This window comes from Providencia zhijiangensis (assembly GCF_030315915.2).
Classification (GTDB): domain Bacteria; phylum Pseudomonadota; class Gammaproteobacteria; order Enterobacterales; family Enterobacteriaceae; genus Providencia; species Providencia zhijiangensis.
The window spans coordinates 2,183,345-2,199,357 of the sequence record NZ_CP135990.1; the positions used below are offsets into that span (position 1 = coordinate 2,183,345).

The following is a 16,013-nucleotide window of genomic DNA, read 5'->3' on the forward strand; positions in this document are numbered from 1 at the left end:
TTTATTATTACTGTTACTGTGCTTTTTTCGCTCTCAAGACTTTCAGGCACTGATTCAAATCGTTATGTAGCGGTGCAACAACTCGCATCTCTTCACCTGTTTTCGGATGAGTAAATTTCAGTGAATACGCGTGCAAGAACAAACGCTTCAATCCTGTATCTGCCAGCTGGCTATCAAATTGCTTATCACCATAACGATCATCAAAAGCAATTGGATGTCCTGCGTGTAAAGTATGTACGCGGATCTGATGAGTACGTCCAGTCACAGGGCTCGCCTTAACTAACGTCGCATTTTCAAATCGCTCTTCGACTTTAAAACGCGTTTCAGACGGCTTTCCTTCACTACTTACTCGAACAATACGCTCACCGCTTTGTAAAATATTCTTCAATAATGGCGCTTGTACAACTTTAGTATGTGACTGCCAATTACCGCGTACCAACGCTAAATAATCTTTTTGCATCTGTTTTAAACGTAATTGCTCGTGAAGTGCACGTAGCGCTGAACGTTTTTTAGCGACCAATAAGATACCGGAAGTATCTCTGTCTAAACGATGTACCAGCTCTAAAAAGCGGGCTTCTGGACGTAATGCGCGCAACCCTTCAATCACGCCAAAGCTTAATCCGCTACCACCATGAACTGCGGTGCCTGATGGCTTATTGATCACTAGAATGGATTCGTCTTCAAATAGAATGCAGTCCGTTAATGCTGCCACCTTATCCAATTTCGCTGAAACAGGCGCAGTTTCACGCTCAGCAACACGCACTGGCGGGACGCGAACTTGATCCCCTTCGAGTAGTTTGTATTCAGGCTTAATTCGCCCTTTGTTGACGCGCACTTCACCTTTACGGATGATGCGATAAATCATGCTCTTAGGAACACCTTTTAACTTGCTCAGCAAGAAATTATCTATGCGTTGCCCTGCTTCGTCATCGCTAATATCAATAAATTGGACTTGGTTTTCTGTTTTCATTCGGGAATGCGTTAACTCTGATTGATGAATAAATAGTCTCACTTACATCGGTATATCATACCGACTCCACGAATTTTTTTATGTTTTTTTTTAAATTGGTCAATTTCTGCATGATCGGCTCAATTTCTTAATAAAATTTCCATATAACTTACGTTGCACTTGCTATAATGCACTTGGCAATGGAATAATAAGCGGTGCCAAGATGTTTAAAAACGAAAATTGGCTTTGCTATGTTAGCTTTAGGTGTTTTTGCACTTTCGGCTATAATTATTTTTAGCTAGTAGAATACAAGTTAGACGTAATACTGTAGGAATTTATTATTTGATGGCGTAACGATGCTGCAATGGCGTAAGACATCTAACTAAATCAAATAAATTAGCGAGCAACGAATTTTAGCTTATTGGGTTGGGAGTCTCCGTTTTCTAAGAAATCTACGGCATCCTGATTAAGAACGCTGAATTTTTAATCTAAAAATCAGGTTCACCGAATACTGCGCGTCTCTATACGAACGACTGCCGAGAGGTAGACGGCTTTGTAAAAATCATGAGGCCATCGGTTTACAGTAGCTCCTTCTTTCGCTGCTCTATTATTTAAAAAATAATGAGTAAGTAATAACATGAAAAGAATGCTAATCAACGCAACTCAACAGGAAGAGTTGCGTGTTGCCCTTGTTGACGGGCAACGACTCTACGATTTGGATATTGAAAGCCCAGGTCATGAGCAAAAAAAAGCCAACATTTATAAAGGTAAAATCACCCGTATTGAACCAAGCCTCGAAGCTGCTTTTGTTGATTATGGCGCTGAAAGACACGGTTTCCTGCCTATCAAAGAAATCGCTCGCGAATACTTCCCAAGCAATTATCACTCCCAAGGTCGTCCTAACATCAAAGATGTGCTGAAAGAAGGCCAAGAGGTTATTGTTCAAGTTGATAAAGAAGAACGTGGTAACAAAGGTGCAGCCTTAACCACATTCATCAGCTTAGCGGGTAGTTATTTAGTTCTGATGCCAAACAACCCACGTGCCGGTGGTATTTCTCGCCGCATCGAAGGTGAAGATCGTACAGAATTAAAAGAAGCATTATCTTGCTTAGAAATTCCAGATGGCATGGGGCTTATCGTCCGTACTGCGGGTGTGGGTAAATCAGCAGAATCCCTGCAACAAGATTTACTGTATCGCTTACGTCACTGGGAAGCGATTCAAAAAGCCGCAGAAAACCGTCCAGCTCCGTTCTTAATCCACCAAGAAAGTAATGTGATTGTCCGTGCTTTCCGTGATTATTTACGTCCTGACATCGGCGAAATCCTAATCGATAACCCGAAAGTGGTTGAGATGGCACGTAACCATATCGAAGCGATTGGTCGTGGTGATTTTGCTAGTAAAATTAAACATTATAGTGGCGATGTTCCTCTATTTAGTCACTATCAAATCGAATCTCAAATCGAATCTGCGTTCCAGCGTGAAGTGCGTTTACCTTCTGGCGGTGCGTTAGTTATCGATACAACCGAAGCATTAACGGCTATTGATATCAACTCCTCACGCTCAACCCGTGGTGGTGATATCGAAGAAACCGCATTCAATACCAACCTTGAAGCCGCTGACGAAATTGCACGTCAATTACGTTTACGTGACTTAGGTGGACTGATTGTTATCGACTTTATCGATATGACTCCAGTACGCCACCAGCGTGAAGTTGAAAACCGCCTACGTGAAGCCGTTCGCCAAGACCGCGCGCGTATTCAAATCGCGCGTATTTCACGCTTTGGTCTGTTAGAAATGTCTCGTCAGCGTCTTAGCCCATCATTGGGTGAGTCCAGCCATCACGTCTGCCCACGCTGTACAGGTACGGGTACTATCCGTGATAACGAATCGCTGTCGCTGTCAGTACTGCGTTTAATCGAAGAAGAAGCACTGAAAGAAAATACCCATGAAGTGCATGCGATTGTCCCAGTGCAAATCGCGTCATACTTGTTAAACGAAAAACGCCAAGCAGTTACAGAAATTGAACAACGTCAGCGTAACGTTCGCGTTGTGATTGTACCGAATGACCAGATGCAAACGCCTCACTTCCACGTCATCCGTATCCGTAAAGGTGAAGAAGTTCAAACCCTGAGCTACAACTTAGCCCAGTATCATGAAACTGAAACCTTAAACCACGGTGAAGAAGCGACGACTGAGCGTAAAGCACCTGAACAACCTGCTATTTCAGCATTTGCACTGCAAGAGCCAGTTGAAGTTCCTGCACTGAAACCAAAAGAAGCTCCGGCTAAAGCACCAGTTCGTGCCAAAGTGGATGAGCAACCTAAAGTTGGTTTATTTAGCAAAATTGCCGCTTTCTTTAAAGGCCTCTTTGCTGAAGAAGAAAAAGCCGTTGAAAAACCAGCGCAGAAACCTCGTCAGAATAACAATGACCGTCGCCGCAATAATGATCGTCGTCGCAATAATAACGACCGCCGTAATAACAATCGTCGCGACCGCGATGATAATTACGAAAATCGTGATAACCGCGACAATCGTGACAATCGCGATAACCGTAATAATCGCAATGCACAATCTGAAGATGCTGCAAACCGCAACAAGGGACGTAATAACAAGAATACGAACCAAGTTGAAGAGCAAATTACTGACAGTGCAAACCGCGAAAATCAGCAGCAACGTCGTGATCAGCGTGCAGAACGTCGTCGTCGTCAAGATGAAAAACGTCAACAACAAACTGCAAAAACGCAGCAAGATAACCAGCAAACAGCTGTTGATAATGCCGTTCTAGAAAAAGATGAAGAACAACAACGCCCTGTTGCTCCTCGTCGTGAACGTCGTCAATTAACACAAAAAATTCGTGTAACTGACAATGACCAAGCAGCAGAAACGTCAATGGTTGCTGATACCGCCGTTGTTGCAGAAAAATCTGCGCCGATTGCGGCATTACCAGCAGCAGTGAATGTTGAGAAAAAACAGGCTCATGTTTCTCTGGACGAAGATGACAACTTAGCGACTAACTCAGAACAATTGGATGATGATGAAAAACAAGACACCATCATTCCACGCCGTTCTCGTCGTTCACCTCGTCATCTGCGTGTGAGTGGTCAGCGTCGTCGCCGTTACCGTGATGAGCGTCATCTGAATAAATCACCAATGCCTTTAGCGGCGGCTGTAGCCTCCCCTGAATTAGCCTCTGGTAAAGTATTTATTCGCTACCCTGTTGTTCAACCTCAACAAGAAAGCATGGCTATCATGACCAATGAAGAGATGCTGGAACAACAAAATACCGTTCAAGCGCCTGTGGTAGCTGCACCGATTGAACATGTTGAAGTGAAAGCCGAGCTCACTGAAGCCCCAGTTGCTACTGAAACTGTTATCGAAGCACCAAAAGTAGAAACTGAATCCAGCATTGTTGTTGAAGCCGCTGCAATGGAAAGCGATATTGTTGAAAATGTTGTTGTTGAAAATGTTGTTGCTGAAAATGTAGCAGCAGACGTTATCGAAGAGACAAAATCAGAAGTCGTTGAAACCCTGGTTGAAGTCCCTGTCGCTGAAGAAATCAAAACGGTTGTTGAACCTGTCGTTGAACCTGTCATTGCAGATGTGGTGATTGAAACCGCAGTGACTGCAGCAGTCGTTGAAACTGCCGTGATTGAACCAGCTCCAACAGCAAATACAGTTAGCTTACATAAACGCCATGCATACTCACCAATGACGAAAGCCCCAGCGCCTGCTGTAGTGGCTTCAGACTTTGAAATTAAAGAGTATCAACGTGAGCCATCAACCTTTGAATCTAAAGGTGCAGGTGGTCATGTGGCAGCCAATGTTGCGACATCAGAAATGGCAAAACCTGCTAGCTTCTGATTTTAGCAAGTCACTGACGAAAGCCTTGATGGGAAACTATCAAGGCTTTTTTTTGCCCAAAAAAATTGGGCCTGTTGTAATTTATTAAATACTAACGAAATTTATCATCTTAAAATCTTTGACGAAATATCGTAGATAACTGCATTGTACATTTGCATAAAAGACATATGTACCGTGGGAAAGCACACTTAATGAGGATATTTCTATGGATTATGATTATACACAAATAGACCATTGGAAAAATGGCCATGCCTATGCAAGCGATGGTGTATTACTACTCCCAACCCTTCATGTAAGTTACAACAGAATTCTGCCTGACCACATTCTGAATGCGATGGCAAAAGGATTATGCGGAGTTTGTGGGATCGGTAATTGCCGTTTCGAAAAGACATCCCCTTATAAAAAAATGTTAAGCGCCTATCACAGTGGACAACTTGAATTAATGTATACCATTTATTGGCGCTCTTTTGGCGGGTTGTACCCAATGATGAAACCGAAAATAGAGCAGGATTTAAATGAAATAAATAAAATAGAGTCAGAGGAGATTAAGGAGTCAGTTAAATTTACAACTGATTTTTATAAAGACGTTTTTAATACCTATGGAAAAAAGCAGAAAAACTGGCTAAAACTATAGCGGAGCAATCCAGAGGAAAAAGGATTCGTAATGTTGAAGATGCATTAAGAGCTTATGATAAATATAAAACTAATATTAATAAAAAGATCGATACTAAAAACCGGAAAATTATTGCATCAGCATTAGAATCACTCAACGTTGATGAGATTGCAAAAAACTTGAAAAAATTCAGTAAAGGCATGGGCTTTGTAAACTATTCAATTGATGCTAACGACCTAAGAATTGAATTGGTTAAAGCCGTAGAAACCGATAATTGGAGGCCATTTTTTGTGAAAGTAGAAACTATATTAATAGGAATTAGTGCTACGGGTATTGCTGGCTTAGGTTTTAGTTTTTTATTAGGTGGACCAGTTGGTATATTAGGCTATGGACTCATACTTGCCGGAATAGGGTCTCTAATTGATGATAGCTTGGTAGAAAAAGCAAATAAGCTAGTTGGTCTATAGTAAGCCACAAGAAGGCAGTTCATTTGATTACTGCCATCTTTTTATAAATATAGTTATTATAAATATTAACGTTATTGGAATTGCGAAGGAAAAAACAACACCATGATACAAAGCTAATCCTCCAGCCTTACCTGGAGTGTCCATCAACAAGCCTCTACTCCAAAATTCTTTAGTAGTAAAAATTAAAAAAAAGCTTTCCACAGCCCATTTAGCCAGCGGGAAAATTACAATACCAATAATGCTTATCAGTATAATTAATGGTTTATATTTAAGCTCATTATCTAAACAAGAGTATAAAAATAATGAACCCATAAACCATCCCCAGCACATATTTTTAATATAATATCGTTTATTCATTGCGTGTTTTCTTACCAACTAAAGAGTTAATGATAACAAAAAACATATGCGAATGAAAACTCATAGTAAAACTAAGTTATTAATATATATGTATTTTAAATCCAATCAACTAATCATTAAGTAAACCATCTCATTTTATTACTAAAAAAAAGCTGAGACATAGCTCAGCTTCCTTAAAATTACGTCAGGCGATAATTACTTAGTTTCAGGTCGCGCCAGCTCACCCATCTCTTTAAGCTTTTTAGAGATCTCACGACGCTCTTTGGATAATTCAGCATTCTTGATGATGTAATCATCGATACGATCATCATAGTCGCTACGCATGTTTGCAATGATGCCATGGATATCATCAATGGACATACCTGGTTTGATATACTCACTCAGGTTATCTAACAGCAGAACACGCTTTTGGTTATCACGAATTTTCTTTTCGTTATCCGTGATTTCGCGACGAATTTTATTTTTACGACGAAACATACGCACAAATTCCAGTACATTCTGGAAAGTAGGTTTGTTGGCGTTGTCCATGTTTAAAATCCCCTATTCAATAATCAAAATGTATTGTCTATTAACACAATACCTTCTTCTAGGGTCACCTTACAAGACACATTCGCTATTTTATTGATTTAATGTTACTCATAACATCTTGGTATTGATTCAATACACGGATCACTGTTTTGGAGTATTTGGAAGGAATTTGGTTTGATCCCAAGCGATTGGCGTTCCACTGCTCAATCCTTCAGCAAGAAGATCTTTTAATTCTTGCACATGGGATTGCGCTTGCTTTTCTTTAAGTAAACGCAAGGCATCACGTAAAACTTCACTCTGCGTTCTGTAATCACCTGAATTAACTAATGAATCGATGAAATCACGAAGTTCATCACCGAGATCGACTGTCATTGTTCTTGCCATAAACTTTCTCATGTAAGATATATTCTTACATCTAGTATAGGTTCATCTATTTTTTTGATCCAGATTATTTTTTATACTCAATTTTTCTAGACTACTTTTGAGGTTAATATGGATAAAACACGCCTTCATAGCGATGCCATCGCTGAGCTTCTACGAAATGAACCCCACCTTATTAAATGTTATTTAGAGCACGCTTTGCTTGAAGCTAATGAAGATGGCGGCCAAGAGGCTCTTATTCAGTGTCTATCCCATATAATGCAATCGCTATCCCCCACATAAGTTTAGATTTTCTGCCAGATGGTTTACCATAGCATCAAACTTTTATGCGTTTGCATTACTCACCTAAATCGACGATGGACCTCATTTTGAAAAATAAGCATAATCAGCCGACCTTCTTTATCCATGACTATGAAACATTTGGTAAGCATCCGGCGCTGGATCGCCCTGCTCAGTTTGCGGGTGTGCGGACAGACTTAGATTTCAACATCATCGATGAACCTGAAGTATTTTACTGCAAACCTACGGATGATTATCTTCCTCAACCAGAAGCGGTAATGATAACTGGCATTACCCCGCAAATCGCGATGGCCAACGGCGTGAATGAAGCGGAATTTGCGAAGCGCATTCATAACGCATTCAGCGTACCTAACACCTGCATTATGGGTTACAACAACATTCGCTTTGATGATGAAGTGACGCGAAATATTTTCTATCGTAACTTTTATGACCCATATGCCTATAGCTGGCAGCAAGGTAATTCTCGCTGGGATTTACTGGATGCATTACGCGCTTGTTTTGCATTACGACCTGAAGGGATCAACTGGCCAGAAAATGATGACGGGCTACCTAGCTTACGCCTTGAACATTTAACCAAAGCTAACGGCGTTGCCCATGAAAATGCCCATGATGCGATGTCTGATGTTTTAGCGACCATCAATATGGCTAAATTGCTAAAGCAAGCTCAACCCCGCATGTTTGATTATTTCTATCAACTGCGAAATAAAAACAAAGTTAACCAGCTGATCGACATCGTGGATATGACCCCGTTAGTTCATGTATCAGGGATGTTTGGCGCGGTACGCTCTTATATTAGCTTAGTTGCCCCTCTTGCGTGGCACCCGGAGAATAAAAACGCGGTGATTATGTGTGACCTGTCTGCCGATATGTCGCCGCTTCTCACGTTAAATGCGGATGAACTTCGTGAGCGCTTATACACACCGAAAGCCGAATTAGGTGACGAGCTCCCCGTCCCAGTTAAACTGGTACATATTAACAAATGCCCAATCCTTGCCCCTGAAAAGACCTTGAGAACGGTGGATGCTGAGCGTACAGGTATTGACCGTGACCTGTGCTTGCGTAATTTAGAATTGTTGCGTAAGAACCCTGATGTGCGTAATAAACTGATTGAGTTGTTTAGCATCGCCCAACAATTTGAAGAGTCAAATGACGTGGATAGCCAAATCTATAATGGTTTTTTCAGCCCGTCCGATCGCTCTACGATGGACATTATTCGCGAAACGCCACCCCAAAATTTACCCGCATTAGATCTTAGCTTTGAAGATAAGCGTATGAAAGAGCTATTTTTCCGTTATAAGGCACGCAATTTCCCTGCAACACTCTCTTATGAAGAGCAACAGCGTTGGTTACAGCATCGCCGCGATTATTTTACTGAAAGTCGTTTAACGGATTATCTACAGCAAATCCAATTACTCATGGAAGTTCATCATGAAGATGAAAAACGCTGCCAACAATTAAAAGCCTTAGTGAACTATGCCGCCGAATTAGCAAGTTAATAGTTAGCGATATAAATGCAAATGGGCAGAAAGCCTGCCCATTTTTATTATCTTTTATCTTTTAGTAATCTAGTGGTCGCAACCACAATCCCCTTCCCAATGTTTCCGTTTGGTGGTTTTTCCGAGTCCTGGGTTCATAGTGTTTGTTGGGTCTGACTCTTTATAGAACGATTTCAATTGTTCCGGTGCTTTATACAAATGCCCAACATTGTGCTCTGCTGGGTACTGAGCGCCCCGCGCATCTAGCAACTCCAACATTTTCTGTTTTAACTCTTTCGGATCCACGCCTTTTTTCAGGACATAATCTTGATGCATAACGTGGCACATAAAATGTCCACAATATAATTTATGCACAATCAGATTTTCAATTTCTGGTGGCAGTTTTTCAAACCAATCACGGTCATTGCGTCTTAATGCTATGTCTAGCGGCAGGACATCTTCCACATCATTATTATGGACGGCATGATAACGAACAGCAGATCCCGCAGCGGCAAAGCGATGTAAGAATGCTTTTGCACCTTCTTCCGGTGTACATTCAAAATAGCCACCATCGGCTGTGGCGAAGAAGGATTTCAACCAGACTTTGGCTTCATCAATACCGTCTCCCGCCATTTTGAGCATTAAATGATGCTCGTACTGGTCACGGAACTGTTTCATGCGTGGTGGTAAATGAGAAGGCCACAGCTTGCTTAGCAGCTGCATGGTACGGTCAATTAAGTTTGATGGCAGCAGTGGCACTTTATTCAATACCGCATCCATACGTCCTTTAATGGTAAAGAATGTTGGCATTTTGTCGGTACCAAATTTATCGATCATTAAGAACGTATCTTTGCCATAAATTTCTGCAATATCAAAGCAGCCACGGTGCATATACTCACCCGCGACAGGTAAGTTTTCAAACTCACTCAAGATATGGCGACGAATGTCTTCAAGGACATCTGGATTGTTCGAACCAATATAGAAAACTTGGGTGGCTTTGTCCGCAGGGAAAGTGTCTAAGCGAACAGCGAAAACAGCTAATTTACCCGCACAGCCAGAGGCCTCAAACAAACGACGCTCATCCGCATTAAAGCGCGATGGTGTGTCTGCGTCGACATCACGCACACGTTCTGCGTAATCATGGTCGGATGCCAACTTTTCGCTATTTTCAATATCTTCGCTGCTATAACGGCGGTTTTGTAGGTTAGTTAAGATCTCTTCTGGGGTTTTCCCCAATTCGATACCTAAATGGTTTACCAGCTCAACTTTGCCATCTTCATTGACGCGTCCATATAAAGCCAACTCAGTATAGGCAGGGCCACGACGGACAAGGGAGCCACCTGAACTATTACAGATCCCTCCCACAACGGATGCACCAATACATGAAGAGCCAATTAAAGAGTGAGGTTCACGCCCCAGCGGTTTGAGGATTTTCTCGAGGTCATAGAGCGTACTACCCGGCATCGCGACCACTTGGTTAAATTCGGGTAGGACTTGAATTTGGTTTAGGCGTAACGTGCTGATAATGACGATATCGCGATCATAATCATAACCGCTTGGGGTTGAGCCTTCGGTGAGCCCCGTGTTTGCCGCTTGCATGATCACAATTTTGTCAGCTTCGACACAGGCTTTAAATACATACCACTGTTCGAGTAACGTGGTTGGGAATACAACGGCAATGGCATCACCCACTCCTGAGCGGAAGCCTTTGCGATAACGTTCTGTTTTATGGGGTTCGGTAAGGATATTCTTTTTGCCAACAATGTTCCTGAGTGTGAGTAATAATCGTTGGTTCTCAGGATTTTTTACATCATTCATCTCATGCCTTCCTGTCAGGGTCTTGTCATTAAACCCATCCACAATATCACATAAGATTAATATGTTAAGAAATTATTAATACCCTTTAGAAACAAAAACAGCCCCCAAAGGCGCTGTTTTTATTAGTCTTCAATTTCAGTTCGCAGTTCGCAGTTCGCAGTTCGCAGTTCGCAGTTCGCAGTTTAACTATTTTGATGCCAACCTGTATTTGAAGTTATATTTAGGCAGCAATGCTGACATATATTCAAAATAATTCGTGTTGTAGCTAGGCGGCAAGCAAGCTAGACCCTAGGAGCATACATAAGTATGTGACTAGGGCTAGTGCGTGCAGCCAACAACGCTACGACGCGAAGAATGAAGAATATATCTATATGTCGCTCATCTGCGGCATCGGCCTACGGAACATCCGAGTCAACACCGCCATATACACCAGACCAACCGCCGTCCAAATCAAACCATAAACCATTGAATCTTCTTCGATATTCAACCACAGCACACAGACTGTTAGCGTACCGATGATCGGTAATATCAAATAGTTCATGATGTTCTTGAAGCCTTTAATACGACGTTCACGGATAAAGAATTGGCTGATGACTGAAATATTGACGAATGTAAATGCAATCAGCGCACCAAAGTTAATTAATGCGGTTGCAAAATCCATCTCAAACCAGATAGCGCCGAGGGCTAAGAAGCCAACTAATAAGACGTTATAAGCTGGGGTACGCCATGTTGGGCTAACGTAGCCGAACACTTTTTCTGGGAATACGCCATCACGACCCATTACATACATTAAACGCGCACTACCCGCATGAGCCGCCATACCCGATGCTAATACCGTGACACAGGAGAACACAAGAATAATGGCTTGGAAGAATGACCCGGCCACAAATCGCATAATGTCAGGCTGTGTTTCGTTAATATTCGCAAAGCGTGAAACGTCTGGGAAAAATTGCTGTAAGAAGAACGAAACGGTAATAAAGATCACACCACCAATCAGTGCAGTTAAGAAAATTGCACGAGGAATGACTTTACCTGCGTTTGGTGTCTCTTCTGACAGTGAACTTAACCCATCAAAACCTAAGAATGAGAAACAGAGTATGGTTGCCCCAGCTATCAGCGGGATCATTTCCGTTTTTTCGTTCGCAAATGGATTGAATGTCCAGATCTCCCCTGTCCCTTCACCATTTGAAACCCCATGGATCACTAAACCTGTAAATACCGCCATTACCCCCATTTGGATAATCGCAATTACGGTACTTAAGTTTGCAATCACGTTGATGCCTCGTAAGTTAGCAGCCGTCATTAAAATGACCAAGCCAATAACAAAATACGCAGGTTCAACGTTCGGGAAAATATCTTGTAAATAAATTTTCGCCAATAAAATATTGATCATTGGCATAAAAATGTAGGACAGCAAAGATGTCCAACCCACAAGGAAACCAATATGTGGACTCATTGATTTCTGGGCATAAGTATAGGCTGAACCCGCTGATGGGAAGCGTTTAACCAGCTTACCGTAGCTCAGTGCAGTAAACAGTATCGCAGCAAGTGCAATAATGTATGAAGTCGGGACGTGACCACCAGTCTTATCTGATACCATTCCGAAAGTATCAAAGATAGTCATTGGCTGAATATACGCAATACCAATCATAACAACTTGTACAAGCGTTAATGTCTTCGCAAGTTGAACACGGTTATTAGCGCCAGTTTGGTTGTGGCCGATATCTAAAGGTACGGAATTATTTTGCATGATAAAGCCCTCCCATAACTTTCGATTGCGTACTTCGACTCAATCGAAAGTTACTGGGAAGACTTTGCATCTGCCTATAAGCAGAGAAGAAAGAAGAGAAGTGGAAAAGCGTCTGTGCGAAGCCGGTGTTTGCTCCGTAGTCATCAATGCGGCAACGACGACCGCTTGGCCCTGCTGCCAGTGCGAAAAAGTAAGCCATAAAAGCATTCCTCAAAGCTGTAGCGTGAAATATTAGCTACACGTAAATATTTATTTATCTATCCGGCCTGATATCCGGCCCCGTTAAAATGAAAGAACCCTAAAAAGCAAAAAAAACCGATGCCGGTTTTTATCAGGCATCAGTCATTTTTTAGTCCGCGCATTTTGCACGTCATACCTGTAAATAGCAAGCCAATTTGTTAACAAAACGCCCCCTTTTCGATGAGAAATTCTGATAATTTTGGACTTTCCGTTCTGATAGCTAATATGACATGCTTTTAAGACGATAAATGACACTAAAGCCGATTGATTATCCTTAATAAAATGCTAAACCGGTCGGTCTAATTTCGCGGCACTTTTTTCCAATAACATATCTAAACTTGAGTGCAGTAATTTACTTTTTACGGCTTTGGTTTCTGACTGCAATGGACTACCGACTTTGTTATCCATCGTATAGACCGTCACTTTTCCCTCTTGATGGTTATAAATCAATAAACCATCCACGCCATAATCATATTGATCTTTAAAATTACCCAGTACCGATTGCATACTGTTTCTCGCTTCAACATCACCATTGACGGCTTTGCGGAGTGTTTCGATGGATAATCCCACAGGAACCGAGTAGACATACAAAACTTCCACATCGGAATCGCCATCGTCACTGCCATTACACATAAAGCAGGCATCCCTTTGAACTGAAGAAAGCCGTTCCATTTTGCGTAATTCGATTAATAATTTTTGACCATCTTGATACGGTGATTGCGAGATATCGAGAAAAACTAATCGGTAAGGTCCCGGGTCACCTGCAAGGGCATGGGAAATACCGCCTATAAATAGTAAAAAACTCAGACAACTAGCTCTAAAATAACGGTTAAATTTGGGCATAGTCTATTCCTGCTCGGCTCCATATCGCGGTGAGGAAGATTGACGCAGTTAGAGATAAATAACCATATCTTTATTTCCGAATTACTGATTTTCTTTTTGGATATCTATTTTCTTTTAAATAATAGTACAAAAAAGCCCTTTGGCGATTAACCAAAGGGCTTAGATAAACAAAAACTAACGGTTTAATTAGAAGTTGTAGTTAATGCCGATATTATAACGGCGACCTTCTAATTCAGCACCATACGTACCTTTATCTACACGGCGGTCTAATACGTTATAAACACCACCAACAATGTTGGCATTTTTACTGAGTTTATAGCTCGTACCCAGGTCAAACATTGCGTAGGATGGTGTCCCTTTACTCATTTGCTGACCACGACCTTGATAATCTGAAGTTTCACTACGGAAATTCATACGACCCCAAGTTTGTAAATCTTCTGTTGTATCCCAAGTCAAGGTGGTATTTACCATGTGCTTAGGCTGCTTACTCAACGGCTTACCTTTATTTACACCACTTTTTTGCTCTGTGTGCGTATAGGTATAGTTCGCTGCAAATTCGAGGTTATCAAGAATTCCCCAGTTGAAAGTCACTTCAACACCTTGCATTCTTGCTTTGTCAACGTTGGCTTTATCGCTAACAAAACGGTACGGTTTACCTGGGCTGTCACCTTCACCATCGGCTAACGTACAGTCTCTGATTGTGTCAATGCTATTGTCACAACGTCTGATTTCCGTAATTTTATCTTTGAAATCAGTATTATAAATAGTAACCCCAGCAGTTAGGTTATCTTGGTTGTTCCAGATAACACCAATTTCTTCAGTAATACTTTTTTCTGGTTTCAGGTCTGGGTTACCGTAAATAATTGCATTTCCTTTACCGCCACCTGTTGCTTGTCCCCAGTTTGCAGATGATTCACGTAAACTTGGTGCTTTATAGCCTGTAGATACACCACCTTTAATCGTCCACTGCTCATCTGCATGCCAAACACCGTATAAACGAGGAGTCCAATGAGCACCGTAGTTTTCATCATTATCCATTCGCAGACCACCTGTTAATGCAAAGTCATTTGTCATTAACCATTCATCTTCTGCAAATAATGCCCAGCTGTATCTGTCTAACTCGCTATTTCCCGGTAGCTTGTTACTTTGATCTTTTAGCTTTTCCTTACGGTACTGACCACCAATACTGACACTGTGGTCACCCAGTAAGAAAACACTTTGGTTACGGACGACTAAATCTTCTGCCGTCATTTTACGACCTGGATTTTTCGCTTCATCGTACTGAACATAAGTGTCCGTCGATGCAAGATCATAAGTACCTGTATGCGTTAAAGCTACATGGGTCATATCGTACTTACTAAATCCGCTACCATCACCATAAGCAGCGGTATAACCCTCACGATAGTCACGATGCTGGTTATCTTTTTTAAAGTCTAAATCAAAGGCGTTTTGCTCATTTGGTGTCAGTGATAATGTACCGCCACCACTGGTCATGATTTGGCGACCAAATCCATCGATAATTTTATCTTCACTTCGGTGTGAATATTGACCCTGTAACTTGATTCCTAATAAACCATCAACTAATGGTCCCGAGGTATAGAAGCTACCTTGCCCTGTATTACCTGAATTTTTACGTTCTGTAATGGTAGTATCTGCGCGTAAACTGGTTGTCCACTCTTGCTGAACACGACGAGTGATGATGTTGATAACTCCACCCATTGCATCAGAACCGTATAATGATGACATAGGACCACGTACCACTTCGATGCGTTCGATGGCAGGTAATGGTGGTAACCAGCCTTGTTCGATACCTGAACCATCACTATTTGGTCGGATGCTACGTGTATCTACACGTTTCCCATCGATAAGGATCATGGTGTATTTTGCATCCATCCCTCGGATACTAATATCGGAGCTGCTACCACCACCGGTAACAAGAACACCTGGAACATCCTTCAGGGCATCCGTCACATCGCGATACGCTTTAGTTTCTAGCTGTTCACGTGTCACAACGGAAATTGATGCTGGCGCATCTTCAATCTTTTGCTGATATCCTGATGCAGTTGTTACAAAAATTTTATCGCTGCTGTCATCCGCAAAAGCAGGTACCGCAGTGATAGCCGCAATAATGCTAACTGCTATTTTTCTTTTAGTAAAAACAACCATTCCCAATTCTCCAAGAGATTTCTTTATCTTAACAATGAATTTTCTATGCTCAGCATGGGTCGTCTAACGCCCCAACGGTTTATTATTCTTTTGACATGATACTTTCTGAGGTTTACTACTTTTGAAGTTAAATCAATTAAGTAATTAACTCTCATTCGCAGGCGGTAACAATAATGTAAATGGTAATACTTATCAATGCCATTATTGAATGATTCATGACTTTCCGTGATGAATTGTGTGACTTAAGTCAAAGGTTAAATCTTT

At 41.6% G+C, this 16,013-nt stretch carries 12 protein-coding genes; 4 read left to right on the forward strand and 8 right to left on the reverse strand.

Features of this window, described 5'->3' with window-relative positions:
- Positions 1-13 precede the first annotated feature (13 nt).
- Positions 14-970: a 23S rRNA pseudouridine(955/2504/2580) synthase RluC gene (gene rluC, locus QS795_RS10065; RefSeq protein ID WP_286270426.1), complete on the reverse strand. Its 957-nt coding sequence runs from the start codon at positions 968-970 to the stop codon at positions 14-16.
- A gap of 616 nt (positions 971-1,586) precedes the next feature.
- On the opposite strand from rluC, the gene rne reads away from it, so the two are divergent.
- The 3 genes from rne (at position 1,587) to QS795_RS10080 (ending at position 5,891) form a co-directional block, all read left to right on the forward strand.
- Positions 1,587-4,811, forward strand: coding sequence for a ribonuclease E (rne, locus tag QS795_RS10070; protein ID WP_318626455.1), 3,225 nt, complete (start codon positions 1,587-1,589; stop codon positions 4,809-4,811).
- Positions 4,812-5,016: 205 nt separating this feature from the next.
- Positions 5,017-5,445 carry a hypothetical protein gene (locus QS795_RS10075; RefSeq protein ID WP_286270428.1) on the forward strand — a complete coding sequence of 143 codons (429 nt, stop codon included), beginning with the start codon at positions 5,017-5,019 and terminating at the stop codon, positions 5,443-5,445.
- Positions 5,446-5,468: 23 nt separating this feature from the next.
- Positions 5,469-5,891, forward strand: a complete 423-nt coding sequence (locus QS795_RS10080; RefSeq protein WP_286270501.1) for a colicin-like pore-forming protein — start codon at positions 5,469-5,471, stop codon at positions 5,889-5,891.
- Between the two features lie 27 nt (positions 5,892-5,918).
- Here QS795_RS10080 and QS795_RS10085 read toward each other — a convergent pair whose 3' ends face one another.
- The 3 genes from QS795_RS10085 to QS795_RS10095 all read right to left on the reverse strand — a co-directional run bounded on the left by QS795_RS10085 (position 5,919) and on the right by QS795_RS10095 (position 7,160).
- On the reverse strand, positions 5,919-6,248 hold the full coding sequence (locus tag QS795_RS10085) for a colicin E1 family microcin immunity protein (RefSeq protein ID WP_154603571.1): 330 nt from the start codon (positions 6,246-6,248) through the stop codon (positions 5,919-5,921).
- A gap of 195 nt (positions 6,249-6,443) precedes the next feature.
- Entirely contained in the window at positions 6,444-6,776 is a 333-nt protein-coding gene (gene tmaR, locus QS795_RS10090; protein ID WP_036953053.1) for a PTS system regulator TmaR, read from the reverse strand.
- Between the two features lie 141 nt (positions 6,777-6,917).
- Entirely contained in the window at positions 6,918-7,160 is a 243-nt protein-coding gene (locus QS795_RS10095; RefSeq protein WP_318626456.1) for a type II toxin-antitoxin system ParD family antitoxin, read from the reverse strand.
- A gap of 353 nt (positions 7,161-7,513) precedes the next feature.
- Between QS795_RS10095 and sbcB the strand changes: the two genes are divergently transcribed.
- Entirely contained in the window at positions 7,514-8,953 is a 1,440-nt protein-coding gene (gene sbcB / locus QS795_RS10100) for an exodeoxyribonuclease I (RefSeq protein ID WP_286270435.1), read from the forward strand.
- Between the two features lie 69 nt (positions 8,954-9,022).
- On the opposite strand, the gene dld is transcribed toward sbcB, so the two are convergent.
- The 4 genes from dld to QS795_RS10125 form a co-directional block, all read right to left on the reverse strand.
- Positions 9,023-10,750 (reverse strand): D-lactate dehydrogenase, encoded by a 1,728-nt coding sequence (dld, locus tag QS795_RS10105; RefSeq protein WP_286270436.1) that lies wholly within the window; start codon positions 10,748-10,750, stop codon positions 9,023-9,025.
- A gap of 367 nt (positions 10,751-11,117) precedes the next feature.
- Complete coding sequence (locus QS795_RS10110) at positions 11,118-12,500, reverse strand: APC family permease (RefSeq protein ID WP_286270438.1); 1,383 nt, start codon at positions 12,498-12,500, stop codon at positions 11,118-11,120.
- Positions 12,501-13,025: 525 nt separating this feature from the next.
- On the reverse strand, positions 13,026-13,583 hold the full coding sequence (locus QS795_RS10120) for a hypothetical protein (protein WP_154639310.1): 558 nt from the start codon (positions 13,581-13,583) through the stop codon (positions 13,026-13,028).
- Between the two features lie 186 nt (positions 13,584-13,769).
- Positions 13,770-15,749, reverse strand: coding sequence for a ligand-gated channel protein (locus QS795_RS10125; RefSeq protein WP_286270443.1), 1,980 nt, complete (start codon positions 15,747-15,749; stop codon positions 13,770-13,772).
- Between the last annotated feature and the right edge of the window lie 264 nt (positions 15,750-16,013).

Excerpts from the sequence above, each read along its gene's own strand:
- QS795_RS10085 (WP_154603571.1), bottom strand. The coding sequence starts at position 6,248 with ATGAATAAACGATATTATATTAAAAATATGTGCTGGGGATGGTTTATG.
- QS795_RS10120 (WP_154639310.1), bottom strand. The coding sequence starts at position 13,583 with ATGCCCAAATTTAACCGTTATTTTAGAGCTAGTTGTCTGAGTTTTTTA.
- rne (WP_318626455.1), top strand. The coding sequence starts at position 1,587 with ATGAAAAGAATGCTAATCAACGCAACTCAACAGGAAGAGTTGCGTGTT.
- rluC (WP_286270426.1), bottom strand. The coding sequence starts at position 970 with ATGAAAACAGAAAACCAAGTCCAATTTATTGATATTAGCGATGACGAA.
- QS795_RS10125 (WP_286270443.1), bottom strand. The coding sequence starts at position 15,749 with ATGGTTGTTTTTACTAAAAGAAAAATAGCAGTTAGCATTATTGCGGCT.
- tmaR (WP_036953053.1), bottom strand. The coding sequence starts at position 6,776 with ATGGACAACGCCAACAAACCTACTTTCCAGAATGTACTGGAATTTGTG.
- QS795_RS10075 (WP_286270428.1), top strand. The coding sequence starts at position 5,017 with ATGGATTATGATTATACACAAATAGACCATTGGAAAAATGGCCATGCC.
- QS795_RS10095 (WP_318626456.1), bottom strand. The coding sequence starts at position 7,160 with ATGGCAAGAACAATGACAGTCGATCTCGGTGATGAACTTCGTGATTTC.
- QS795_RS10110 (WP_286270438.1), bottom strand. The coding sequence starts at position 12,500 with ATGCAAAATAATTCCGTACCTTTAGATATCGGCCACAACCAAACTGGC.
- dld (WP_286270436.1), bottom strand. The coding sequence starts at position 10,750 with ATGAATGATGTAAAAAATCCTGAGAACCAACGATTATTACTCACACTC.
- sbcB (WP_286270435.1), top strand. The coding sequence starts at position 7,514 with ATGGACCTCATTTTGAAAAATAAGCATAATCAGCCGACCTTCTTTATC.